This window comes from Bifidobacterium longum subsp. infantis ATCC 15697 = JCM 1222 = DSM 20088 (assembly GCF_000269965.1).
GTDB lineage: Bacteria > Actinomycetota > Actinomycetes > Actinomycetales > Bifidobacteriaceae > Bifidobacterium > Bifidobacterium infantis.
In genome coordinates this window covers 2,716,738-2,741,163 of record NC_017219.1, presented here as the reverse complement: position 1 = coordinate 2,741,163, position 24,426 = coordinate 2,716,738, and the positions used below count along the sequence as shown (strand labels likewise).

Genomic DNA, 24,426 nt, shown 5'->3' with positions numbered 1-24,426 from the left:
CAATGTGCGATTGAGCGTTATTGTGCGGTTGCCTAACGCTTTTTCTATGGTGGGCTTTGTTGTGTGAGCCTACTTAACGCGGGAGGTGGAGGAGCGGACCTTCAGCTGGGCCGGGAACACGATATAGGGTTGCTCAATCGGCTTCTCGTCAATGAGGTCGAGCGTCATGCGGGCTGCCACGCGGGCCATCTCCGCCGGATCCTGGCGGATGGTGGTCAGGCCGATATCGCCGGTGTAGAAACTATCGTCGTAGCCGACCAGCGAGACGTCGCCGGGCACGGAGAATCCATTGCGCTCCAGCTGGAACATAAGCGGCAAAGCGATGCCATCCTCCTGGCATGCGATGGCGGTGGGCATCTCGTCTTGGCTCATGAGTTGGTCGACCACGTCGCTGATTTCATAACGTCCATCGTCATCGACCTTGCAGACGATGACCTGCGGCTCGATGCCTTCCCTGCGGCAGCAGGCGGTGAATGAGTCGAATCGGCTTTGCACGGAGAAGCTCAGCGACACCTCGCGATTGGTGCTGATATAGGTGATGCGGCGATGTCCGAGATTGATAAGATGGCGGGCGGCCAGCGTGGAGCCCTGCACGTCGTCGATATTGACGGCGGCGGTAAAGCCGCGGGCTTCGGGCTCGACTGAATTGATGCCGACGATCGGCACGCCGACCGAAGCCAGTTGCGCGATTTCGTTGTTGTCGATATCGAAAGACGCCACAATCACGGCATCGGCGTTACGGCGTACCGGCAACATCTCGAAGAATTCCTTGCGCTCCTCGATGCTGGAAATCTGGAATACCGAAATATCGTAGCCCTGCGTGTGCAGCACCTCGTTGAGCCCCTCGATGACCGAGGCGGTGAACCACAGGCGGATATGGCCGCTCATCAGTACTGCGATGCGCAGGGCGCGGCCGGATTTCAGGGCCGCAGCCGAGCGGGAGAGTGAGAAATTGAGTTTGTCGGCGATGGCGAGCACGCGCTCGCGGGTCTTGGCCGACACCAGATCCGGTCTGGTGAAGGAACGTGAGACGGTGGAGATGGAGACGCCGGCCTCGCGGGCGACATCCTGAATGCTCGTAGCCATTGCAGCCCCCTTGCGTTGAATGGAAAATCGCAATACACATGCGCAACTGACTCCAGTGTACATGCTGATTGATTGATTTGCGGCGATGACAACGATTGTATTACAAACGTTTGCACAGTGTCTATGACGGCGTCAGATTGGCTTTATATAGCCGTTATCTTAGTTGAAAGAAGATTGCTGGAGCTGGAGTATGCTCGAGCTTGAAACGCTGAAAATGACAACGTTGGACATATAATGATTCGACGTTTACTATGAATATAGGCTTGAACGAGAACAGGCCGTGCATGCGGTTCTCGATCGGCAGGCTCGCATTGAGTTGAACTCCGCAGCCGGCGCACGATGCAGTGTCGCAACGCAGCGGACTCAAGGAGGAGGAAAAGTCATGATCAGCATGGCTGGCAAGGCGATACGCAGATGGTGGGCGCTGTTCGCGCTCCCCACATTCGCCGCATTCATCATCGGGTTCCTGGTGCCCTTCATCATGGGCATCTACTTAAGCTTCTGCGAATTCACCACCGTTACCGACGGTGAATGGGTGGGGCTTAAGAACTACGGCAAAGCGCTGAAGGACAAGGAATTCCTGCACGCGCTCGGCTTCTCCACCGCGTTCACCATCGTGACCACCATCGTGATCAACGTGATCGCCTTCGCCATCGCCTACATGCTGACCAAGGCGATCAAGGGATCCACGCTGTTCCGCTCGGTATTTTTCATGCCGAACCTTATCGGCGGCATCATCCTGGGCTACATCTGGCTGCTGCTCCTGAACGGCGTACTGGCCCACTGGGGCCGCGCCCTGACCTATAAGGCGTCCTACGGGTTCTGGGGTTTGGTCATCCTGGTGTGCTGGCAGCAGATCGGCTACATGATGATCATCTACATCGCCGGCCTGCAGGCCCTGCCCACCGACGTGCTGGAGGCCGCGGCCGTGGACGGCGCCAACGGACGGCAGACCATGTTCCGCATCATCATCCCGCTGATGATGCCGTCCATCACCGTGTGCTCCTTCCTGACCGTGACCAACGGTTTCAAGCTCTACGACCAGAACCTCGCATTGACCAACGGTGCGCCGAGCAACATGTCTGAAGGTCTGGCGCTGAACATCACCCGCACCTTCTACGGCCGTATGGGCTGGGAAGGCGTCGGCCAGGCGAAGGCCGTGCTGTTCTTCATCCTGGTTGCGGTCATCGCCCTGATTCAGAACAAGCTCACCACGAGCAAGGAGGTGGCAGCCTGATGAACGAGAACAAGCCTGTGAAGCATGGCGCATTATGGACCGTGCTGTTTGCCGTCGTCTCCCTGTTCTGGGTTTTCCCGATCGTCCTGGTGCTGATCAACTCCTTCAAGCAGAAGGCGTACATCTCCAAGAACGCCTTCTCCCTGCCGACCGGCAAGGCGTTTGTAGGACTTGAGAACTATGTGCGTGGCATCGAGACCACGCAGTTCTTCGCCTCCTTCGGCTGGACGCTGCTTATCACCGTCGGCTCGGTGGTGCTGATTCTGGTGTGCACCTCGATGTGCGCATGGTGGATCGTGCGCGTGAACAACTGGGCCGCGAAGCTGCTCTACACCCTGTTCCTGTTCAACATGATCGTGCCGTTCCAGATGGTGATGTTCACCCTCTCCAAGATCGCCGACATGCTGAAGCTCAATACCCCGTGGGGCCTGTGCATCGTGTACCTCGGTTTCGGGGCCGGTCTGGCCGTGTTCATCTTCACCGGCGTGATCAAGGGCATCCCGCAGGAGCTTGAGGAGTCCGCCATGATCGACGGCGCGTCAGTGCCGCGCATCTTCTTCCAGATCGTGGTGCCAATCATGAAGCCGTCGATCGTCTCGGTGGCCATCCTCGAAGCCATGTGGATCTGGAACGATTACCTGCTGCCGTACCTGACGCTCGACCTCGGCAAGTACAAGACCATCTCGGTCGCCGTGCAATACCTCAAGGGCGGCTACGGTTCCGTGGATATGGGCGCCATGATGGCCTGCCTGGTGCTGGCCATCATCCCCATCATCGTCTTCTACTTGGTATGCCAGAAGTATATAGTCTCTGGTGTCATGGCGGGAGCCGTCAAGGGCTGACGACTCGCGTCGTCAGCCCATGGCTGGAAGCCCAGTGGGCTTCCAGCAGGCTCCAGGCTGAGCCGCGACAGCGGCGAAGCTAATGATGAGCCTCGTCGTAGGCGAGTCCGTAATTGCAGGGCCGAAGGCGGCGCGGTCAAGGGTTGAGCCCGACAATCTGGCGGGGAGCCAAGAGCAGCACAAGGAGTAGTTGATGAACTGGCTGGCACCGGACTCGAAATTCATGCGCGCGTGGAGCAATCTTGTTGACGGCGTATGGATCAACATTCTGATGCTGGTCACTTCGATTCCGCTCATCACCATCGGTGCGGCCCTGACTGCCGGCCATGATGCTTGCCGCCGCTCCATCGAGGGCGAGGGCAAAGGCGTAACCGCCAACTACTTCAAGTCATTCAAAACCAACTTCATCAAAGCCACGCTGCTGTGGCTGCCGTTCTTGGTGGTGCTGATTGCAGTGGTCTGGTCATGGATCGTCCTGCAGATCACGCCGCTGCTCATCATCAAATTCGCGCTGACCATCCTCTGGCTTATCGGCTTCGAATGGGTGTTCGCGCTTCAGGCACGCTTCGAGAACACCGCGGCCGGCACCTTGAAGAACGCCTTCATCTTCGGCATCTCCCACATCGCGATGACCGTGGCTCTGGTCATCGTGGATGCCGTGTTCGTGGCGCTGCTGGTGGCCAGCTGGTTCTACATGCCCGGTGGACTGTTCCTGCTGGTGATCCTTGGTTACGGCACCATGCTGATGCTCCATATCCCCGTCACCGAGCGCGTCTTCAAGCCATATCTCGCCAATCCTGTGGATTCTCCCGATAGTATGCAACGCTAAGCAGCTAGCGGACAGTCAACGAGGATAAGGAGCCGGCCTACGCGACACTGGGCGGTATCCCGCGTTACCTAGAGGAATTTGACCCAAATGAGACCATAGATGCAAATGTCAAGCGGCGTATTCTGAGAGCTATTCGCAGATGAGACTCTACTTCTTCGCCTGAGTGAGCTGGTAGGCCGCAAAGAGAATGGCGAGCCAAATCACGCCGGCGATGACGGCGACACGGTAGCTGGCGGAGAAGCACATGAGCACCACCACCAGTGCCAAGAACGCCAACACCACCCACGGGGTCACCTTAGCGAACGGCAGCTTGAAGTGAATCGCGTCGAGCGCTTCCTTGCCGGACTTGCCGGCCAGCTCGGAATCCTCGGGAGCGCCGCCCGCGGCGACCACCTTACGGAACTTCATCTCGGTGAACATGATCATCGTCCAGTTGATGATGCCGGCGATGGTGGCAATCGACATCAGATAGTTGAACGCGAACTCGGGCCACACGAACACCACGACCACGGCGATGGCGGTGATCACGGCGGACGTCAGCACGCCGGCCACCGGCACGCCCTTAGCGTTGAGCTTGCCCAGATACGCGGGCGCATTGCCTTGCTTGGCCAGCGAATACAGCATGCGGGAGTTGGCGTACAGGCCGGAGTTGTAGACGCTCATCACGGCGGTCAGGCACACGAAGTTGAGGATGCCGGCGGCCGCGTGGATGCCCACGGAATCGAAGATTTGCACGAACGGGCTGGGAGCATCGTCTCCGCCGATGGTGTTCCACGGTATTACGGCCATGATTACGCCGAGCGCGCCAATGTAGAACACGAGAATTCGCCAGATAATGTCATTGGTGGCGCGGGGAATCGTACGACGAGGGTCCTCGGTTTCGCCGGCAGTGATGCCGATGAGCTCGGTGCCGCCGAAGCTGAACATCACCACGACAAGCGCCATCAACAGACCGGTCCAGGTGCCGTCCTTAGTCTGCTCCATGAGACCGTTCGGGAAGAAGCCCCCTTCCAAGGTGAACCAGTTGGCAAAGCTCGCTTTGATACCGGATGTGGTGGGCAGAGCGAAGATGATGACGGCCAGGCCGCCGATAATCATGGCGATCACGGCCACAATCTTGATAATGGCGAACCAGAACTCGAACTCGCCGAACTTGGAGACGCCCAGCAGGTTGGCGGCGCAGATAATCACCAAGAACACGGCCGCCGACACCCATGTCGGAATCGCCGGGAACCAGTAGTTCACAAACGAACCCACCACTGACAGCTCCACCATCGAGACGAGGATGTAATTGAACCAGTAGTTCCAACCGGAGATGAAGCCGGCGCGCTTGGACCAGTAGCGAGTGGCGTAGTAGCTGAACGCGCCCGCCTCCGGATCCTCAACGGACATTTCGCTCAGCGCGCGCACGATCATGAAGATTGCGAAGCCGCCGACCAAGTAGGCGAGCAGAATCGAGGGGCCGGCCAGCGCGATGGCTTCGCTGGAACCATAGAACAGGCCGGTTCCGATGGCGCCGCCCAGTGCAATCAGCTGGATATGACGGTTCTTCAGTGACTTGCGCAGCGTGGCCGGCACCGGCACATCGTCGGTTTCGCGCGGCTGTTCGGACGTATCGTTGGTGCTCATGATGCCCTTCCCCAGGTTCCTCTGACTATCGGCATGGATGGCGACCCCGCCATGCACGATGCCCGCCATTGTAAAACGCCGTATGGCGTGATGGCAACGCCCACCGCCACTGGGCGAGACCGGCGACTCACGATCCGTATGCTGGTTGCGCAACCGTCATGGTGTTGTTTTACTGGAAGGGAACAAGGGAACGCAGACGGCTTCGCCGATGTGACGCGCCGTGGTGGGAACTGTCGGAGGTGCGTGATGGCGTATATCGAATTCGATCATGTGGTCAAGGAATACCCCTCCGGCAGCAGTGTGATTCGAGCGCTCGACGAGGCGAGTTTCACCGCCGATCAAGGTGAGCTAAGCGTCATCCTCGGCCAGTCGGGCGCAGGCAAGACCACGGCGTTGAACATTCTGGGCGGCATGGATACCGCGACTTCCGGCCGTGTTATTGTGGGCGATCGCGATATCACCGGATTGCGCAAGCGCGATTTGGTGACCTATCGGCGCAACGACATCGGCTTCGTTTTCCAGTTCTACAATCTTGTGCCGAACCTTACCGCGCTGGAAAACGTGGAGCTTGCCTCACAGATTTGTCCCGACCATTTCGACCCGGTGGAAACCTTGTGCAAGGTCGGGTTGGGGGAGCGCATGGGGAACTTCCCGGCGCAACTGTCCGGCGGCGAACAACAGCGTGTATCCATCGCCCGCGCGATTGCCAAAAAGCCGAAGCTGCTGTTGTGTGACGAGCCGACCGGTGCGCTCGATTACGAGACCGGTAAGGAAGTACTGCAGCTGCTGCAGGATATTTGCCAAACGCAAGGCATGACCGTGATGATCATCACGCATAATTCCGCGCTTGCACCGATGGCTCATAAAGTGATTCGCTTCCGCTCCGGCAAGGTGACCAGCGAGGAGGTCAACGCAACGCCGCAGCCCATCGCCGATATCGAATGGTAGGTGATTGGCGATGCTCACTGCAAGACACTCTGTGAAACGCCCCGTGAAACAAGCGAGGCGATTCGTGGAACAACCTGTGAAACATTCTGTGAAACGGCGGAACCTCGACGATAGCGGCGGTCGAGGAGCGGGCGTTTCTGCGGTATTTGCCAAAGATACGTTGCGTTGCTGGCTGCGCAGCTGGAAGAGGTTCGTCTCGATCGCCGTCATTACGCTGCTTGGCGTGGCCGTGCTGACCGGCATCTACGCCGGATGCCGCGATGCTTTTCTGGCGGCCGGTCGTTTTTACGATCAGCAGGGACTGCATGACCTGCAGGTGCTATCCACATACGGCCTGACCGGTGATGATGCAGCGGCACTGCGCCGAATCGACGGTGTGCAAACCGTGCAGCCCGAACGTTCTCAGACGGTGACCACGTTGGTGGACGGCACCAAGAAAACCGTGACCATGCAGGAAATCGGTACCGAAGGGCTTGATCAGCCGTACATACGGCAGGGCAAACTGCCGAACAAGGCCGGCGAAGTGGCGGTTACGCAGCAATTCCTGAACGATAGCGGACTCAAGATTGGCGGCACCATTACTGTGACGCCACAAGACACCTCTTCATCCGTCATATCGGCAGCGGCCACGGAGACTGACGACGCCAATACGGACGCCGACGCCGAGCAATCCCCGCAGTTCCCCACGAAACTCACCATCACCGGCGTCGTGCTCGACCCGCGCGACCTCAACAATCCAGACGGCTATTCGGGCATGACCTCCTTCCGGTCCACCTCATCCGAGGACTATACGTTCTTTGCACCCAGCGACGGCGTGACCGGCAATATATACACTGCGATATCGGTTGCCGTCACTGGTGCGTCCGATTTTGACACGTTTTCCGATGCCTACGATGAAGCCGTCAAAACCGTGGCCGACCGTATCGAGCATCAGATACAGGCCACACGCCAGAAAGCCCGTCGTCAACAGATCGTCTCCAGCGCGCAGCGCAGACTGGACGATGCCAAAGACGAGGCCAACGAGCAGCTGGACGAAGCCCAGAAGCAGATCGACGACAACTGGGCCGAGCTGGAAGCCAACGAAACGACATTGCAAGATAGCCGTACCGAATTGGAGAACAACAGGACAACCATTACCGATGGCGAACGGCAGCTCGCCGATGGACGTGCGCAGATTGCATCGGCCCGTCAACAGATCGCGCAAGGTCGCCAGCAGATAGCCGAAGCGCGCACCCAGCTCGAATCAGGCAAAACGCAGCTCACCTCGGCTCGCAAACAGCTCGATGCGGCGCAAACGGAACTGACCGCCAATCGCACGAAAATCGAACAGGGCATTACCCAAATCGACCAAGGCGTGGCGCAAATTGATCAGATGCTGTCCATGATTCAACAGGCCGACAATCTACTGGCGCAACTTGACCCGAATATCGACTTCAACTCACCCACATGGCAGGCCATCAAGCAACTGCTCGCGCGCCTTGGCATTACCCTGCCTGAAGTGCCGTCAATCAGTGAGCTGCGGCAACAGCTGGCCGCCAAGCAAACGGAACTGCAAACGCAGCGAGACAGTCTGGCCCAGCAGAAAGCCGATTTGCAGCGCACATTAAACGAAACCATTGCCCCCGCACAATCCACCTTGGACCAGCAGAACGCGCAACTGACCGCCAAGGAACAGGAAGTGGCTGCAGGAGAGGCACAGCTCAATACCAAATCCGCGGAACTCGAAGCGAATGCCGCAACCCTCGAAACCCAGTCGGCGCAACTTGAAGCGCAGGCCGCCCAACTGGCCAGCGGCAAGCAGCAGCTCGAAGAAGGCGAGCGGCAGCTGAAAGAAGGCGAACAACAGCTCGCGGACGGCAAGGCGAAACTGGATGATGCGCAGTCTGCACTCGATGCGAAGCGAAGCGAAGCGGAAAGCGAATTCGCCAAGCAGCAACGGCGCATCGACGATGTGGCCAACGCACGTTGGTATGTGCAGACGCGCGCCTCGATCGACGGATTCAGCTCGCTCAAATCAGACGTCAGTTCCATCGAATCCATCGGCCGCGCATTCCCGATTGTGTTCCTGCTGGTCGCCGTGCTCATGAGCCTGACCACCATGACCCGCATGGTCGAGGAAGATCGCGGACTCATCGGCACCTACCTTGGCCTCGGCTATGGCGGACTCGCCGTGTCCAGCCGGTATCTGCTGTTCGCGTTGCTCGCCTGCCTGCTCGGCGGCGGCATCGGTCTGCTGGTCGGATTCCTCGGCATCCCGGCATTCCTGCTGGTGGTGATTGAGGGACTGTATATATTGCCCGGTGTGCGACTTGAATACGACTGGCTGTACGGCTCGGCCGGCATCGTGCTGTTCGTGGTCGGTGTGGGAGTGGTCACCGCGCTCGTCTGCCGCGAGGAGATGCGGCACACGCCCGCCGCGCTGATGCGGCCGAAGGCGCCGAAGACGGGCGCTCGCATATTGTTGGAGCGAATTCGCCCGGTATGGAGCCGGCTGAACTTCCTCGGCAAAGTCACTGCGCGCAATATCTTCCGATTCAAGTCGCGCTTGATTATGACCGTGGGCGGCGTGGCCGGTTGCACAGCGTTGATTATCTGCGGATTTGCGATTAACGACACCGTCGACACGATTGGCGTCAAGCAATATGAGCAGATCTACCAGTATGACTTGATGGTGGTGGCCAATGACGATAACGCCGCCGCGATGCGCAAGCAGGTGGCAGAAGATGGCCAGGCCACCGAAACGCTGAATCTGCGCGTGGATAGCGGCGAAATGAGCAATGCGGCGCAGAAAAGCGAAACCGTGCAGCTGATGACCGTGCCCAACGATTCGCTGAATATCTTGAACGATATGGTCACGTTGGAGCAAGCCGGCGATGATGAATGGTTCGGACTGCCCAATATTTTCGGCAAAGCGGGTGGTGGCACTGTAGCGTTGGACGATAGTGGCGTGATTGTGTCGCAGTCCGCCGCCAACTCGCTGAATATTCATGCCGGCGACACCGTCACGCTGGGCAATGGCGGCAGCAGCCGGGCCAAGGTGCAGGTCGCGGCCGTGACGCGCAATCTTGTTGGCTCTGATGTGTACATCAGTGAGCGACTGTACGACCAGAAGTTTGCGGCCGACGGTGTGACGTCTTCGGCTTCGGGGGATGGCACTGCCTCGACCTTGACGTGGAACGCGATGCTCGTCAAGCTGAAAGGTTCCGAGACCGAACAGGCCGAATATGCGGATCGGTTGGGCGAGGAATCGTCGGTGCTCAAGGCCGTGAGCTGTGCGCATCTGGCCGCCACGTTTAAGTTCGATCTGATGGGTGCCGTGGTGGCGCTGATTGTGGGGCTCGCCGGCGGTCTGGCGCTGGTGGTGCTGTTTACGTTGGCCAATACGAACGTGTCCGAACGCATCCGCGAGATGGCCACACTGAAGGTGCTGGGCTTCTATGACCGCGAGGTGCACAACTACGTGAACCGCGAGATGATGATATTGACCGGTATGGGTGTGGTGGTTGGTCTGCCGCTTGGCAGGTGGATAGGCGGATTACTGACTGCTGCGTTGAATATGCCGTCGCTGTATTTCGAAGTGGAAGTGCACTGGTACAGCTATGCGATTGCCGTGGTGGCGACGCTGGCGTTCGCGCTGCTGGTGCAGCTGTTCACCAACCCAGTGCTCGATCGTGTAGACCCGGTCAGCTCGCTCAAGTCCGTGGAATAGAGACGGAAGTTCAATTTGGTGTTGGTGAATTGAACTTTTTTGGCGGAATACTTACAGCATCATCGCATGTATTCTTGAGCTGAGCGTTTTCGTGACATATTTCGGTGATACAGTCTGAACTTGTTTTGAACGAGTATCGCGTCCGGTGCGTAACAATCGGGCGGCGGAGAAGAGAAATGAAATCAGTATGGCCGATACGAATGTGAATGGTGGTGCACAGCAGGCTACGGGCAAACTCAAGTCTGTCGAAAGCCTGGACCGGACCAACGAGATGGAGCGCGGCCTGAACAACCGCCACGTGCAGTTCATCGCCATCGGCGGCACCATCGGCACCGGATTGTTCCTGGGGTCCGGCAAGTCGCTGGCGCTGACCGGCCCCTCGATCGTCTTCGTGTATATCCTGGTCGGCGTCATCATGTTCTTCCTGATGCGCGCCATCGGCGAGATGATGTACCGCGACCCCAGCCAGCACACCTTCATCAATTTCATCACCCGCTACCTGGGCAACGGATGGGGGCATTTCGCCGGCTGGACGTATTGGGCCGCGCTCGTGCTGCTGGGCATGACCGAGATCACGGCCGTCTCCACGTACTTCATCACCTTCTTCGACACGTTCGGCATCGACCTGACCCATTGGAAATGGCTGATCGAGCTGTGTTTCCTGGTGTCGCTGGTGTCCGTCAACCTGATCGCCGTCAAGGTGTTCGGCGAAGTGGAATTCTGGTTCTCGATGATCAAGATCACGCTGATCGGCGCGATGATCGTCACCGCCGTGGTCATGATCGTGATCGGCTACCATTACCCGGCCGCGCGGATTCATGGCGTGGATCATGTGAGCCCGGCGGGCCACGCCGGACTCGACAACCTGTTCGCCGGCTTCTCGTTCGCCCCGAACGGCTGGATGGCCTTCCTCATGAGCTTCCAGATGGTGTTCTTCGCCTATGAGCTGCTCGAGTTCGTGGGCGTCACCGTCTCCGAGACCAAGAATCCTCGTGAGGTGCTGCCCAAAGCCGTCAACGAGATCATCGTGCGCGTGCTCATCTTCTACGTGGGCGCGCTCGTGGCCATCATGTGCATCGTGCCGTGGACCTCGTTCAAGCCGAACGAGGACGGCTCCTTCGCCTCCCCGTTCATCATGGTGTTCCAGTATGCCGGGTTGAACTGGGCGTCCGCCCTGGTGTTCTTCGTGGTGATCACCGCCGCGTCCTCGTCGCTCAATTCGCTGTTGTATTCCGCCGGCCGCCACCTGTACCAGCTGTCCGAGGTGTCGCCGAACCCGATGCTGAACAAGCTCGGCAAGGTGTCCGACCGCAAGGTGCCGGCCCGCGCCATCCTGGTGTCCGCGGCGCTGATACTGCTGTCGCCGATCGTCAACGCCATCCCCGGCATCTCGGGGGCGTTCGTGCTGTTCTCGTCCGCCAGTTCCGCGGTGTTCCTGTTCATCTACATCCTGACGCTGCTGGCGCATCGCAGGTACCGCCGTTCCGCCGATTTCATCGCGGACGGGTTCGTCATGCCCGCGTGGAAGGTGCTCAACACGGTGGCGATCGTGTTCTTCGTGTTCATTTACCTGACGCTGTTCCTGGCGGACGACACCCGCAGTTCGGCCATCGCCGGTCTGGTGTGGCTGATCGGGTTCGGCGGGTTCTCCGTACTGCGCGAGCATTACCGCAGCCGTGATCTCAAGGCCGCGCTGAGCCGCGGACGGTGACGGGTGCCGGCGGGTGCCGGCGGACCGCCCCGCGCCGCCCCGCCCTGCGGCGCCGATAATTGGCTTGCGGTGTTGAATTGTTTACGGTGTGAGCTATTCTGGGGGCGTCCGCGGCGCTGCGCCGCACAATGAACGGAAACGGATGGTGCCCGTATGGGATTCGAACAGGAGGCGGTCAGCGAACTGTATGCCAGCGTATGCGGCAACCGTTCGAAGATGCAGAGGGAATTCACCCGCGGGGCCCACGGCGAGCAGTTCGTGCTCCGGGAGCTGTCCATCAAGGGAACCCAGTCGCCATCGCAGCTGGCCGCCGCGCTCCAGACCAGTTCCGGCCGCATCTCCACGGTGTTGTCGGCGTTGGAGAAGAAAGGCTGGGTCACGCGCGACATCGACCCCGAGGATCGCCGCATCATCCGCGTGAACCTTACCGATTCCGGCCGCGAGCAGTCCCGCCGGATGATGGATGAGATGCGTTCGGCGATCTGCTGGATCTTCTCGCAGATGGGGGAGCGGCGCACGCGCGCGTTCGTCGAACTGCTCTCGGAATTCACCACATACATGTCGATCTGCCATCCGGGCCAGCCGAGGCCGACCGCGGAGCAGGTGAGCGAGGCGTTCGCCGAGCGGGACCGGCGCGTGGCCGAGCATATGCCGGACGGACGGGCGCGGAGCGACGAACGGTAGGGGCTCCGTCTGCCCCGCGCCGGGCGCGGGCGGCCTCGTTTGCCCCCTCGGTTGAGCGCAGAGCGTAATCCCGGGGGCTCACAGCGAATGCCCAGAGTCATGCGTAATATCTCACAGTGTAAGTAACCAAACCGTGGAAACTATTCAGACAACGGAAACCGATCAACACCACTAATCCAACCAACCGAACACCACACCACATTCACGCCAACCACACCAATACAAGGGGAAATCAATGTTCCGCATCATGAAATACCTCTCCAAAGCGGAGATCGGTCAGATGCTCGTCGCCCTGCTGACCATCGTCGGGCAGGTCTACTTCGACCTGAAACTGCCCGACTACATGTCAGACATCACCACCTTGGTCGAGACGCCGGGCAGCGACATGAAGGACATCTGGATCGCGGGCGGCAAGATGCTGCTCATCTCGCTCGGCTCCGTGGCGTGCGCCGTCATCACCGGCTACATAGCCGCGCGCGTGGCCGCCTCGTTCACCCAGCGTCTGCGCTCGCTCGAATTCCGCAAGGTCGAATCCTTCGGACCGGCCGAGATGAGCAAGTTCTCCACGGCCAGCCTCATCACCCGCTCCACCAACGACATCACGCAGGTGCAGATGTTCATCACCATGGGTCTGCAGCTCATCGTCAAGTCGCCGATCATGGCCGTATGGGCCGTATGCAAGATCGCCGGCGAAGGCTTCGAATGGACGCTCGCCACCGGCATCGCCGTGGCGGTCCTGCTGGTGTCCATCACCGTCATGATGGCCATGGTCATGCCGAAGTTCAAGGCGATGCAGGCCCTGACCGACAACATCAACCTCGTGGCCCGCGAAAACCTCACCGGCCTGCGCGTGGTGCGCGCCTACAATGCCGAGGACTACCAGGAGTCCAAGTTCACCAAGGCCAACAAGGACCTCACCGAAACCCAGCTGTTCACCAACCGCGTCATGGCGTTCATGATGCCGCTGATGAACACCGTCCTGAATGGTCTGATGCTCGCCGTCTACTGGATCGGCGCCTACCTGATCGACGCCGCCGGGCTCAAGGACAAGCTCACCGTGTTCTCCAACATGGTCGTGTTCTCCAACTACTCCGTGCAGGTCATCATGAGCTTCCTGCTCATGAGCATGGTGTTCGTGCTCTGGCCGCGCGCCGACGTTTCGGCGCAGCGCATCATGGAAGTGCTCGACACCGAGCCGATCGTCGGCAACGGCACCAAGACCGCCGCCGACGTGGCCAAGACCGGCCAGCGCGGCACCGTGGAATTCCGCAACGTCGGCTTCACCTACCCGGACTCGCGCGAAGCGATGCTCGAAGGCATCAGCTTCACCGCCACGCAAGGCCAGACCGTGGCGTTCATCGGCTCCACCGGCTCCGGCAAATCGTCGCTGATCAACCTCGTGCCGCGCTTCTATGACGTCAGCGAAGGCCAGGTGCTGGTCGACGGCGTGGACGTGCGCGACTACGACCTGAAGACCCTGCGCGACAAGATCGGCTACGTGCCGCAGCAGTCCGTGCTGTTCAAGGGCACCGTGGCCTCCAACGTGAGCTATGGCGATCAGCCGGGCGACCCGGCGGAGGTCGAGATGACGGACAGCTCCACCGCCTCCGGCCGCAAGCACGAGACCGCACTGCTCGCCGCGGACAAGGCCGCGCAGGACGCCGGCCTGCCGGCCGAGCGGATGGAGCGCGTCAAGGCCGCCGCCGACGTGGCGCAGGCCAGCGAATTCGTGGCGCGCATGGACGGCGGATACGCCGCCGCGATCGCACAGGGCGGCTCGAACGTGTCCGGCGGCCAGAAGCAGCGACTGTCCATCGCACGCGCGGTGTACCGGCATCCGGAGATCCTGATCTTCGACGACTCGTTCTCCGCGCTCGACTTCAAGACCGACCGCGAGGTGCGCGACGCGCTCGCCCGCGAAGCCAAGGACTCCATCAAACTCATCGTGGCCCAGCGCATCGGCACCATCATGAACGCCGACCGCATCGTCGTGCTCGACGACGGCAAGGTCGTGGGCCAGGGCACGCACCGGGAACTGCTCGAACACTGCGACGTATACCGCCAGATCGCCGAATCCCAGCTCAGCCAGTCGGAGCTTACGGCGTAAGGCATCCCCCCCCACGCGGACATCCCCTCACCGGAGGGGCAAGGCACAACGAAAAGGACTGAACACCATGCCAAGAGGACCAATGGGCGGCAGGCGCGCCGTCGAAAAGCCCCATGATTTCGGCAAAGTCATGGGCAAACTCGTGAACTACTGCCGCAACTATCTTCCCGTCATCATCGTCGCACTCATCCTGGGCGCGATCGGCACCGTCTGCCAGATCGTCGGCCCGGACAAGCTCAAGGACATGACCAACGAGATCGTCAAAGGCCTGCCCGCCATCGTCAACGGCAGGCCGGTGATGCGCTCGGTCGATTTCGGCGCGGTGGGCCACATCGCCTGGACGCTGGTGGCCCTGTACGCGGGATATGCCGTGCTCGGCTATGTGCAGAGCTGGATGATGGCCAACGTCACCCAGCGCACCGCCCAGCGGCTGCGCGAATCGATCTCGGTCAAGATCAACCGGTTGCCGCTCAAATACTTCGACAAGGTCAGCTACGGCGACGTGCTGTCCCGCATCACCAACGATGTGGACGCCATCGGCCAGACGCTGGGCCAGTCGCTCGGCTCGCTGATCACCTCGGCGACGTTGTTCGTGGGCGCGCTGGTGATGATGTTCTACAACAACGTGATCATGACCCTGTGCGCCATCGGTGCCAGCCTCATCGGCCTGATCATCATGATGGCCATCATGAAGGCCTCCCAGAAGTACTTCGCCCGGCAGCAGACGGCTCTGGGCGACGTCAACGGCCACGTCGAGGAGATGTACGCCGGTCACCTCATCGTCAAGGCGTACAACGGCGAGGCGGATTCCATCCGCCGCTTCGAACGGTACAACGCGGACCTCTACGAGTCGGGTTGGAAGTCACAGTTCCTCTCCGGCCTGATGATGCCGCTCATGAACTTCGTGGGCAACTTCGGCTACGTGGTGGTGTGCGTGGTGGGCGCGGCGCTCGCACTCAACGGCCAGATCGAGTTCGGCGTGATCGTGGCGTTCATGATGTACATCCGCCTGTTCACCCAGCCGTTGGCGCAGTTCGCCCAAGCCTTCCAGAACCTGCAGCGTTGCGCGGCGGCCGCCGAGCGCGTGTTCGGCTTCCTTGAGGAGCCGGAGATGGAGGACGAATCCGGCAAGCAGGCCCTACTCGGCACGGACCATGCGGGCGGGCGCGACGTGAAGGGCGACGTGGAATTCAGCCACGTGCAGTTCGGCTACGAGCCGGGCAAGCCGATCATCCACGACTTCTCCGCCTCCGTCAAGGCCGGGCAGAAGGTCGCCATCGTCGGCCCGACCGGCGCCGGCAAGACCACCATGGTCAACCTGCTCATGCGCTTCTATGAGATCTCCGGCGGCTCGATTGCGATCGACGGCGTGGACACCAAGTCCGTGCCGCGCTGGAATGTGCACGACCAGTTCTCCATGGTGCTGCAGGATACGTGGGTGTTCCGCGGAACCGTGCGCGAGAACATCGCCTACTCCAAGCCCGGCGTGACCGACAAGCAGATCGAGGATGCGTGCAAGGCCGTGGGTCTTGACCACTTCATCCGTTCGCTGCCGGACGGCTACGACACCGTGCTCGATGACAAGTCGTCGCTCTCCCAGGGCCAGAAGCAGCTGCTGACCATCGCCCGCGCGATGGTGCAGGACGCGCCGATTCTGATTCTCGACGAGGCCACCTCCTCGGTCGATACCCGTACTGAAGAGCTGATCCAGAAGGCCATGGACGCGCTGACCGTGGGGCGCACGTCGTTCGTGATCGCCCATCGCCTCTCCACGATCCGTGACGCCGACATGATCCTCGTCATGACCCACGGCGATGTGATCGAACGCGGCACCCATGACGAGCTGCTGGCTGCGGGCGGCTTCTACGCCGACCTGTACAACAGCCAGTTCGCACTCGCTGACTGACGGATTGTTTCCTGCGTTAGCGGATTAGCGGATTAGCTATACTCGGCTCCCCTCTCCGAGGGGAGCTGTCAGCGTAGCTGACTGAAGGGAGCAACCCATCGGTCCGCCCGAGGGAATGCTCCACTGGATGTGATACTGATGATTTCGTACATTAATGCGTGAAAAAGCCGCCCGGAAAATTGGGGGATTGTGCGGCGGCACGATTGGCGTTGAGGATGGCGCATTCGAAATCGAAGTGAGCGCGTAACTGGGCGGCCGAGGTAGTGAACAGAGCAGTGGCGAGTCCGTCGGCCAGTGCGGTGCTCAAAGATGCTGCGTGCGGCATGACGGCCACCCATGTGGCGGCTACATCGTCAACCGGCAGACCGTCGATGGCGTTGAGCAGATGGTGGAGCTGGTGGCCGGCGGCGTCGGGCCAATGGCGTCGGCTGGGGGCGCTCGCGCAGAACGCGCCCCGGTTGAGTTCGGCCAATCCCACGGCGTTGGCGGGGTCGGACGGGTCCTCAAGGGCGATGGTGATCGGCTCGACCGTGCGTATGAGCATGTCGCCGCCGGCGTCGATGACGTATTGGCGGTCATCGTGCGCCGACTGGCGCGTTCGCCTCCAGTCGGCGCGCAGCATCCCCGCAAGCAGGTCCAGCAGATATCCTTTGCCGCACGCGCCGAAATCCAGTGCGACGGGACGCCGGGTGACCAGTGTGGTGCCATGTCGCTCCACGTCGCCGCCCCAGGTGGGCCGGCCGTGGATGGCGCCCAGACGCCCGCCGCGGGCGTCGGGCTCGACGGTGAACGAATAGACGGCGTCGTAGCCGAGTCGGATCAGATCCTCGCCCACGCATGGGTCGATGGCCCCGTCGGTGCCCGAGTACAGGGCGTCGTACAGGTCGAACAGGCCCGATGCCCAGTCGGGAAAGTCGAAGACGCCGCCGCGCGTGGCCGTGCGCATCCGGCTCACGGTCGAATCGTCCCTGAATCGGGACAGCGTCCGCTCATACGTGTCGACGAACGCGCCAAGCCGGTCGTGAAGCCCGTCCGCCAGCGGGGCGTCGGTGTGCAGCAGCAGGCCGGTGCCCAGCGCATCGGGGAACGCGGCGATGTGCGGCAGACGGTCGGTCAGCCGCACGTGCGGTCGGTCGTGCGGCGGTCGGTCGTGCGGTCGTTGTGTCGGGCCAGTCATGCCACCATCGTAGTGCGTGCGGCGCGTCGGCGCTCGGGCCGGGCGCCCGCACCGAAACGTTACCGTGCCGACATGTGCGCGACACTTCGGCGTCAAATTGCGTTTGACCGCACTCCGTACTATATTGTTGCGAGTTGCTTTGCGGAGCAAAGTAACATCCAAGGGGCTGTAGCTCAGTTGGTAGAGCGCTTCGTTCGCATCGAAGAGGTCGCGGTTTCGACTACCGTCAGCTCCACTAGACCCTCTGCATTCATTCCACCGCAGAGGGTCTTTTCATTTGTCTTCGTTGGTATTGTGCCATCTCGCGTTTCGAGGGGCTGATTTGGGGTTATAGGCCAAAATGTGTGTCTGGTGGTCTAGTCGTTCGACTGCCATTCGACCCGTGTGTGGAACTCGTTCCAGTCGATGCCGGTGCCGTATCTTGCGGGGATGCCGAACGTCTCGTACTGGCCTTGCGGGCTTCTCTCCCATGCCTGCCGGTAGAGGCGCTCGAGTCGTTCGTCGGTCATCGCGTTGGCCGCGAGCCACGCGTCGGTCTCGGGATGCGCCGTGTGCTGGTGGCACCACCAGCAGATCGCCTTCAGCCGTCTGACCAGCCGCAGTCCACGGTGGCGGCGCAGCATGTCGCGCAGGCGCGCGTTCCATGATTCGACGAGGTTGTTGGTGGACGGCACCGGGCCGACGGACGCGAGCCCCTCGTCGAGGAACGTGAACAGGTGGCCCTCGCGGATGCGTCTGCGGATCATGCGCCGTGCCTTGACGAGCCTTTGGTGCATGTCGTTCACGCCGCCGTCGGCGTATTCGCTCTTCTCGTCGAGGAACGAATGGAAGTCCTGCTCCCACTGGTTGTAGGAGACCAGCCATTCGGCCGCGCCGCCCGCGTCCCCGACGCGGGGCAGGGACAGGGCCACCCGGCGCAGCCGTCCGCCCGCCTCCAGACGGGGCCGCCTGCCGGTCAGCTCGAGGATGTTGGCCTGCACGTGGAACAGGCACCGCTGGATCCTCGTATCCGGCCACATGGCCTTCGCGGCCTTGAGGACGCCGCCCCCGCCGTCGCACACGAGCACGTCCGGTGGCGCGATGCGCGCCATCAGGCACTGCCATGCCGCCGCTTTCTCGCTTTTGGCGACGTGCCAGCCGATCACGTGCCCGCCGGCCACCGCGATCAGGACCACCGCGTCGCGGTGCAGGTGGATGCCGTCCACATGCACCACATGATGCACCTCGTCCACCAGCGGCACGGGCGGCCACAGGCCCCACATGAGCTCGCACCTGCGGCGCAGCGTGCGTGCCGGCAGCCGGTGCTCGGCCTGCGACTGCTTCGAGAACAGCCAATCCAGACCGCACCGCAGATCACGGGCGCTGTTGTCGCGCGACTGGGTGCGTGAGCTCCCACAGCCGGCGTTCCGGCACCGCCACCTGATCCGTCCCGAGCTCGTCCTTCCGTTCCGCTTCATCGGCTCGCCGCACACGGCGCAACAAGGTGTGTTCATCCACCCAATCTGCCACGCCAACTCGAAAGTCACTCAACCGTTGTGCCGCAAGGCCTGACCGGCCATTCCGGACACACATTCTGGCCGACCTCGAGTTCCCCGCCCATACAACTCGAACAGGAGGAACGCCCACCGCCACAAAGGAACACAAGCCAAAACGGACACACATTTTGGCCTATAACCCCTGATTTGGGGTTTGCCGGAGGTCTACTTGCGTTTCGAGGGGCTGATGGTCAAGTAGATACGCCGCCAAAATGGCGGAATAGCGTTGCGTCAAAGCCGTTTGTACTGGTGCTTCACCGGATGAGGAGCCCCTTGAAACGGAAGTAGACTTCCGGAACATGTGAAATCAGCCCCTGCAAAGGGAGAATGCCTCGATTCCGCCATGGATTGTCGTGGATTGCTCTGTGGTATGGGCAATACTGGGAGTATGACAAGCGCAGATGAGTTGAATGAGCAGTATGATGCTGACGGTAGCGTGACGCAAGTGCCTGAACGCAATGATGAAGTTCATGCCGGCGAATCCGCCGCCACCCAATCCCGCGAATCGGCCGTGACCATCCCCGCCGGCACCGTGGTGCTCGCCGCAACCCCGATCGGCAACGTTGGCGACGCCTCCGCCCGTCTGGTGGCCCTCTTGGAGCGGGCCGATATCGTGGCCGCCGAAGACACGCGCCGCCTCTACGATCTCGCCCGTCGCCTCGGCGTCTATGTGAACGGTCGCGTCATCGCCTATCACGACCACAACGAGCGCGACAAGGCCGACGGCCTGCTCGACCAGGTCGAAACCGGCGCCACCGTGCTCGTCGTGTCCGATGCCGGCATGCCCACCATCAACGACCCCGGCTTGGCCATCGTGCGCCGTGCCATCGAACGCGGTCTGCCCGTCACCTGCGCGCCCGGCCCCTCCGCTGTGCTCGACGCGCTCGCCCTCTCCGGCCTGCCCACCGACCGCTTCTGCTACGAAGGCTTCCTACCGCGAAAGCATTCCGAGCGCGTGCAGTATCTGCGCACGCTGTTGCCCGAACGCCGCACCATCGTGTTCTACGAGACGCCTCATCGCATTGCCGATTCGATGGACGATCTGCTGGACGCGTTCGGCCCGAATCGCCCGATGGCCCTGTGCCGCGAACTCACCAAGGATTATGAGCAGATTCGTCGCGGCCCGATTGGCGAGATTCGCCAAAGTGTGATTGATGATCCGCCCCGTGGCGAGATGGTGCTGGTCATCGGCGGCGCGTCCAACGAGGAGGCCGAAGCGGCCGCGCCCAGCACGCTGAGCGTGGAGGACATGGCCGTGCTGGCCATCGACCGTGCTTTGGAGGACGGCCTGCGTATCAAGGACGCCATCGCGCAAGTGGTGCAGGAGCATCCATTGGCTGACGGATCGTTGGCCAATCGCAAGCAGGTGTATGCGGCTGTGCTGAAAATCAAGGGATAGCGCAGCAGCCGGCGATTATCTCCCCGTTACGCTTCCATCGACTCGAACAATATTTCCAACGCCTGCCGGACCCCAGGCCCACCACGCTGCGAGACCAATTCCAGCAAAGGCGCGTCGGCTTTGGGATTGGCAACCAGCCATTTACGCAGTTCGGGCACGTGATATGCGATGTGCCAGAGCACGGCAACATCCGTATCGGGCGAACATGCCACCGCGGGCGTAAGTCTGATGGGTGGTTCAGGCGGCGCGGTCATATCCGAGATTGCGCGCGATGCGGATTCGGATGAGTGTGCCGCCGCCGCGTGGCGAGGCAACCGTTGCGCCTGCCGCAAATGCCGTAAACGGTGAGCGGCATGGCGGCCTCCGCGATGTCCTTTGGCGATGAATCCCCTCGTCATGCGCATTGCTCCAAAGCCGGTTCGTCAATCTCCTTCTGCACCGATTCAAAAAACATGCGTGCGCGTCCGGCATACTTGTGATGCCGATGCTCCTTGACGATTTGCAGACAGTCGTTTGGCCGAAACTGGTACGCGGACATCAGTTGGCACACCAGCGCGTTGACGGTGGAAGGATCGGGGATGTCTTCAGGACTCATCACCAGGTCGCAAGCCGTACGGGCTGGCGTGGTGACAGGCAGCCCGCCGAGCTTGATGATTTGCTCCGGCAACGTCAATCTTTTGAATACGCGGATGCGGCGGCTGACGGATGCCGAGCGGAAGTGCGATGTGGAGATCACGTCTATGGTGCTTGGAAAGTCGGGGCCTCCCAGCCATACCCAAGCGGCGGTCATCGAACACACCACAGTGCCAAACGGGGCGACCTCCGCGACGATTTTTGCGCGACCATACAGTGTGCCCGAATGCTCGATCCAGTAGCCGGCGGAATCGTCGAGCTTACGTAACGCGCCGAAGGCGGCCAGACGGTTAAGGCTGAGCGGTCCCGGCAGATCCTTGGTAAACAGTATCGGCGGCACCGCGGGCTGCGCGGTTGCCGGCGAGGCGACTGTTGTGATGTCCGTCATCGGACCTGCTGTGATATCCATGACCGAACAATATGCAGAAGTACGGCTTGCGCGCCACCGGATAAGCGAAAACGGTGGATAAGTGCATAACTTCACTAGGTGCGCGAATGATGTGGATAACTCGGTGGATATCGACAGGCGGAAGTGTGTGCGGATGTGCGTGGACGTGTGTACGGATGTACGTACGGATACGTGTGCGAATGCGTATGTGGATAAGCGCGCAAGAGGTGTACGGATAAGTATGTGGGGAAGTTGCGGGCGGATAGGTGAGTGGGATGAGGATGGCGGCGCGGCAGCTATCCGGGCGTGTCCCCGCCGCGCCGGATAATCAAGCCTTATGAGTCATGTTTTGGTGAATGTTGCTTGGCCGTATGCAAACGGCCCCCGTCATATCGGTCACGTTGCAGGATTTGGTGTGCCCTCCGACGTCTACGCGCGCTACGAGCGCATGAAGGGCAATGATGTGCTCATGGTGTCCGGCACCGATGAGCACGGCACCCCGATTCTCGTCGAGGCGGAGAAGGAAGGTCTCACTGCCCAGGAACTGGCCAACCGTTACAACCGCGTGATCGCCAAGGACCTGTGCGACCTCGGCTTGAGCTACGACCTGTTCACCCGCACCACCACCGGTAACCACGAGCACGTGGTGCAGGAGATGTTCAAGCAGTGCCTGGAGAACGGCTACATCTACAAGGGCAGCCAGCAGGTGGCGATTAGCCCGTCCACCGGCCGTACCCTGCCCGACCGCTACATCGAAGGCGAATGCCCGATTTGCCACGCCGAAGGTGCGCGTGGCGACCAGTGCGACGCCTGCGGCAACGAGCTCGACCCGGACGAGCTCATCAACCCCGTCTCCAAGATCAACGGCGAGACCCCACGTTTCGAACAGACCGAGCACTACTTCCTCGACCTGCCGGCGCTCGCCGAAGCCAACAAGGCGTGGCTGGAAACCCGCAAGGGCTGGCGCACCAACGTCATCAACTTCTCGCTCGGCCTGTTCAAGGAAGTCAAGCCGCGCGCCATCACCCGCGACATCGACTGGGGTATCCCGGTGCCGGTGAAGGGTTGGATCGACAACCCGAACAAGAAGCTGTACGTGTGGTTCGACGCCGTGATCGGCTACCTGTCGGCCTCCATCGAATGGGCCCGCCGCCAGGGCGACCCGGAGAAGTGGCGCGAATGGTGGAACGACCCGAAGTGCCCGGCCTACTACTTCATGGGAAAGGACAACATCACCTTCCACTCCCAGATCTGGCCGTCCGAAATGCTGGCGTACAACGGCAAGGGCTCCAAGGGCGGCGAAACCGGCCCGATGGGTCCGCTCAACCTGCCTGAGCAGGTGGTGGCCAGCGAGTTCATGACCATGGAAGGCAAGAAGTTCAGTTCCTCCCGCGGCATCGTGATCTACGTCAAGGACATCCTCGCCCGCTACCCCGTGGACGCCGTGCGCTACTACATTTCCGTGGCTGGCCCCGAATCCTCGGATTCCGACTTCACGTGGGCCGAGTTCGTGCGCCACAACAACGAGGAGCTCGCCTCCTCGTGGGGCAACCTGGTGAACCGCGTGGCCAACCTCATCAACAAGAACTTCGGCGAGATTCCGCCGCTGGACGAGGATTCGATGACCAACGAAGACCGTGGCCTTCTGGAAGAGGCTTCCGCCGCGTTCGACGTGGTCGGCTCCTCCATCGAAACCCACCACCAGAAGCACGCCCTGTCCGAGGCGATGCGCGTGGTGGGCGACATCAACAAGTACATCTCCGCCACCGAACCGTGGAAGATTAAGGACGACCAGGCTCGTCTCGGCACCGTGCTGCACGTGGCCGCTCAGGCCGTGTCTGACGCGAACCACCTGCTCGCGCCGTTCCTGCCGCACTCCGCACAGAAGGTGTGGGAGGCGCTCGGCGGCACCGGCACCTTCTCGCCGCTGCCTGAGCTCAAGGAAGTCGAGGATCTCGACAAGCCCGGCTTCACGTATCCGATTATCACCGGCGATTACGAGCTCGGTGTGAACGTGCACCCGTGGAAGAGCGAGGCAATCGAGGTCGGCGCCGTGGTGCCTAAGCCCGCGCCGATCTTCGCCAAGATTCCGACCGAGGCCGTGGAAGAGGAGCTGGCTCGCTTCGATGAAGCGTTGGCTGCTCGCCGTGCCGCCGAAGCCGAGCGTCTGGCCGCCGAGAAGGCCAAGCTCGCCGCCGAATGATTCGGCATTGCTAGCTCGTAGCTGACGGGCCACCTCGCACATGAAGTGTTGCGAGGTGGTCCGTTGCCGTATGTGCGGCCAAGCCCCGACAAAGCGAGGCCGGTTGTCGGCGGGCGTCACAAATTCGTCACACTCCGCCAAGACTTTTCCCAGACAAGCACATCAATTCGCCAAGCATGGGGCGGTTACATAGAAGATGTCAACGGAGTGAAGTTCATACCGGTGGCGAGGTTCTTCGAACCCCATAACTGAACCCTTCTTCTCTCTTCTCTCTCTCGCCCGGCGGCCCCCTCCGCCGGGTTTCTTTTTTAATGCTGGGAATGCCAGGGTCGCATATTGAAAAAGGGATTATAACAGAGTGTTTTCTGTTTACAATGAGGCATTGCTGTTCTAAAAAATAACA

At 61.0% G+C, this 24,426-nt stretch carries 17 protein-coding genes and 1 tRNA gene; 12 read left to right on the top strand and 6 right to left on the bottom strand.

Going from position 1 to position 24,426, the window contains the following annotated elements:
• Positions 1–69: 69 nt before the first annotated feature.
• Positions 70–1,086 (bottom strand): LacI family DNA-binding transcriptional regulator, encoded by a 1,017-nt coding sequence (locus BLIJ_RS12620; RefSeq protein ID WP_012578663.1) that lies wholly within the window; start codon positions 1,084–1,086, stop codon positions 70–72.
• 382 nt (positions 1,087–1,468) lie between these two features.
• On the opposite strand from BLIJ_RS12620, the gene BLIJ_RS12615 reads away from it, so the two are divergent.
• The 3 genes from BLIJ_RS12615 (at position 1,469) to BLIJ_RS12605 (ending at position 3,994) form a co-directional block, all read left to right on the top strand.
• Entirely contained in the window at positions 1,469–2,323 is an 855-nt protein-coding gene (locus tag BLIJ_RS12615) for a carbohydrate ABC transporter permease (RefSeq protein WP_012578662.1), read from the top strand.
• A complete protein-coding gene (locus BLIJ_RS12610; RefSeq protein WP_012578661.1) occupies positions 2,323–3,165 on the top strand; it encodes a carbohydrate ABC transporter permease in 843 nt (280 codons plus the stop codon). Before BLIJ_RS12615 ends, BLIJ_RS12610 begins: the two co-directional genes overlap by 1 nt.
• 193 nt (positions 3,166–3,358) lie before the next feature.
• Positions 3,359–3,994, top strand: a complete 636-nt coding sequence (locus BLIJ_RS12605) for a YesL family protein (protein ID WP_012578660.1) — start codon at positions 3,359–3,361, stop codon at positions 3,992–3,994.
• A gap of 147 nt (positions 3,995–4,141) precedes the next feature.
• On the opposite strand, the gene BLIJ_RS12600 is transcribed toward BLIJ_RS12605, so the two are convergent.
• Positions 4,142–5,623 (bottom strand): amino acid permease, encoded by a 1,482-nt coding sequence (locus tag BLIJ_RS12600; RefSeq protein ID WP_041982193.1) that lies wholly within the window; start codon positions 5,621–5,623, stop codon positions 4,142–4,144.
• A 246-nt stretch (positions 5,624–5,869) separates the two neighbouring features.
• On the opposite strand from BLIJ_RS12600, the gene BLIJ_RS12595 reads away from it, so the two are divergent.
• The 6 genes from BLIJ_RS12595 to BLIJ_RS12570 all read left to right on the top strand — a co-directional run bounded on the left by BLIJ_RS12595 (position 5,870) and on the right by BLIJ_RS12570 (position 16,688).
• A complete protein-coding gene (locus BLIJ_RS12595; protein WP_012578658.1) occupies positions 5,870–6,571 on the top strand; it encodes an ABC transporter ATP-binding protein in 702 nt (233 codons plus the stop codon).
• 88 nt (positions 6,572–6,659) lie between these two features.
• Positions 6,660–10,280: an FtsX-like permease family protein gene (locus tag BLIJ_RS12590; protein WP_012578657.1), complete on the top strand. Its 3,621-nt coding sequence runs from the start codon at positions 6,660–6,662 to the stop codon at positions 10,278–10,280.
• A gap of 187 nt (positions 10,281–10,467) precedes the next feature.
• Positions 10,468–11,991: an amino acid permease gene (locus BLIJ_RS12585; RefSeq protein ID WP_012578656.1), complete on the top strand. Its 1,524-nt coding sequence runs from the start codon at positions 10,468–10,470 to the stop codon at positions 11,989–11,991.
• 153 nt (positions 11,992–12,144) lie between these two features.
• Entirely contained in the window at positions 12,145–12,675 is a 531-nt protein-coding gene (locus BLIJ_RS12580) for a MarR family winged helix-turn-helix transcriptional regulator (RefSeq protein ID WP_012578655.1), read from the top strand.
• A gap of 235 nt (positions 12,676–12,910) precedes the next feature.
• Complete coding sequence (locus BLIJ_RS12575; RefSeq protein WP_012578654.1) at positions 12,911–14,782, top strand: ABC transporter ATP-binding protein; 1,872 nt, start codon at positions 12,911–12,913, stop codon at positions 14,780–14,782.
• Positions 14,783–14,849: 67 nt separating this feature from the next.
• Complete coding sequence (locus BLIJ_RS12570) at positions 14,850–16,688, top strand: ABC transporter ATP-binding protein (RefSeq protein ID WP_012578653.1); 1,839 nt, start codon at positions 14,850–14,852, stop codon at positions 16,686–16,688.
• A gap of 151 nt (positions 16,689–16,839) precedes the next feature.
• On the opposite strand, the gene BLIJ_RS12565 is transcribed toward BLIJ_RS12570, so the two are convergent.
• The gene (locus BLIJ_RS12565; protein WP_012578652.1) at positions 16,840–17,865 is read right to left on the bottom strand and encodes an FAD:protein FMN transferase; all 1,026 of its coding nucleotides are present in this window, start codon (positions 17,863–17,865) and stop codon (positions 16,840–16,842) included.
• A 162-nt stretch (positions 17,866–18,027) separates the two neighbouring features.
• Between BLIJ_RS12565 and BLIJ_RS12560 the strand changes: the two genes are divergently transcribed.
• Positions 18,028–18,100: transfer RNA gene (locus BLIJ_RS12560), tRNA-Ala, on the top strand.
• Positions 18,101–18,221: 121 nt separating this feature from the next.
• Here BLIJ_RS12560 and BLIJ_RS12555 read toward each other — a convergent pair.
• On the bottom strand, positions 18,222–19,358 hold the full coding sequence (locus BLIJ_RS12555) for an IS256-like element ISBlo17 family transposase (protein WP_012577358.1): 1,137 nt from the start codon (positions 19,356–19,358) through the stop codon (positions 18,222–18,224).
• Between the two features lie 430 nt (positions 19,359–19,788).
• On the opposite strand from BLIJ_RS12555, the gene rsmI reads away from it, so the two are divergent.
• Positions 19,789–20,799 (top strand): 16S rRNA (cytidine(1402)-2'-O)-methyltransferase, encoded by a 1,011-nt coding sequence (gene rsmI, locus BLIJ_RS12550; protein WP_041982173.1) that lies wholly within the window; start codon positions 19,789–19,791, stop codon positions 20,797–20,799.
• Positions 20,800–20,825: 26 nt separating this feature from the next.
• Here the strand turns inward: rsmI and BLIJ_RS15325 are convergent, their stop codons facing one another.
• Complete coding sequence (locus BLIJ_RS15325) at positions 20,826–21,203, bottom strand: variant leucine-rich repeat-containing protein (RefSeq protein WP_012578650.1); 378 nt, start codon at positions 21,201–21,203, stop codon at positions 20,826–20,828.
• Positions 21,194–21,841 (bottom strand): hypothetical protein, encoded by a 648-nt coding sequence (locus BLIJ_RS12540; RefSeq protein WP_012578649.1) that lies wholly within the window; start codon positions 21,839–21,841, stop codon positions 21,194–21,196. Before BLIJ_RS12540 ends, BLIJ_RS15325 begins: the two co-directional genes overlap by 10 nt.
• Before the next feature lie 316 nt (positions 21,842–22,157).
• On the opposite strand from BLIJ_RS12540, the gene metG reads away from it, so the two are divergent.
• The gene (gene metG, locus BLIJ_RS12530; protein ID WP_012578647.1) at positions 22,158–24,023 is read left to right on the top strand and encodes a methionine--tRNA ligase; all 1,866 of its coding nucleotides are present in this window, start codon (positions 22,158–22,160) and stop codon (positions 24,021–24,023) included.
• Positions 24,024–24,426 lie beyond the last annotated feature (403 nt).